The organism is Caballeronia sp. LZ033, from assembly GCF_031451265.1.
Taxonomy (GTDB): domain Bacteria; phylum Pseudomonadota; class Gammaproteobacteria; order Burkholderiales; family Burkholderiaceae; genus Caballeronia.
In genome coordinates this window covers 1-1,027 of record NZ_JARUXQ010000033.1, presented here as the reverse complement: position 1 = coordinate 1,027, position 1,027 = coordinate 1, and the positions used below count along the sequence as shown (strand labels likewise).

The 1,027-nt window shown below is 60.6% G+C and carries 1 protein-coding gene; it reads left to right on the top strand.

Annotation, left to right across the window (positions count from 1 at the left end; all coding sequences use genetic code 11):
• Positions 1–1,027 (top strand): DUF6531 domain-containing protein (locus QCE62_RS35040; protein ID WP_309928004.1); only part of this gene is annotated, 1,027 nt, incomplete at both ends.

The following is a 1,027-nucleotide window of genomic DNA, read 5'->3' as shown; positions in this document are numbered from 1 at the left end:
ATGGGTCTTTGGCGAACCGGTCAACGGCATCACGGGTGAGGTCGTGGTGCAGCAGCACGATTTCACCGTGCCGGGACGGCTGCCGCTCGTGTGGAACCGTCGTTACGCAAGTCACGACACCCGTCTGGGCGCAGTGGGCTGCGGCTGGCAATCGCCTGCTGATATCCGCATCGAACTCTTTGAGCACGATGGGGAAATTGGCAGCATTGTCTGCTTCCCTGACAAATGGGTGTGCTTCGATCAGATGCCAGCGGATGAAGGCTGGGGTGCGCGGATCATCGAAGGCGTCGGAGGGTATGCGCTCTATCTCGACGGCACGCGTTTGATCGTGCGAAGTCGGGAAGGCATCGAACACCGCTTCGCGATGCCCGAGCAATGGCGCGAACAGGCGCTTGCCGCCAATCCGCAGCAACCGCTCCAGTCGTGGCTTACGCAATTCAACGATCTGAACGGCAATGCGTGGCGTATCGAGTTACCCAGTGAAGGCGCACTGCGCTTCATCGAATGGTCGGGCGATGCCGCGACGGGCCGCCTCGTGCACTGCGCTGCGGGCGATGTGCCCGGCTGCATCGGCAGGGTGACATTGCACGATGCACAAGGCCAACGCTGGCCGCTGGTGCGCTATGAGCAGAATGCGCGCAGCGATCTGATCGCGGTCCACGATGCGCTCGATCATCCCTACAGCTTCGGCTATGCCGGCGAGCACGTCATGGTGCGGCATACGGATCGCAATGGTCTGTCGTTTTACTACTCGCATCAAATGCATGACGACGGTCTGTGGCGCGTCGATCACGCATGGGGCGATGGTGGTCTTCATGACTATCGCTTCGACTATGACCTGACCTATCGCGAAACGCGCATCACCGATTCGCTGGGCGGACTCATGCGCCTGCAATGCGATCAACGCGGGTTGCCGGTCATGCTGATCGATCAGTTGGGTGGCATGTCCAGTTATCGCTATGACGGGCTGGGACGCACGGTTGCAGCAGTGGACCCTGCAGGAAACAGGACCACGTGGGAATACGAT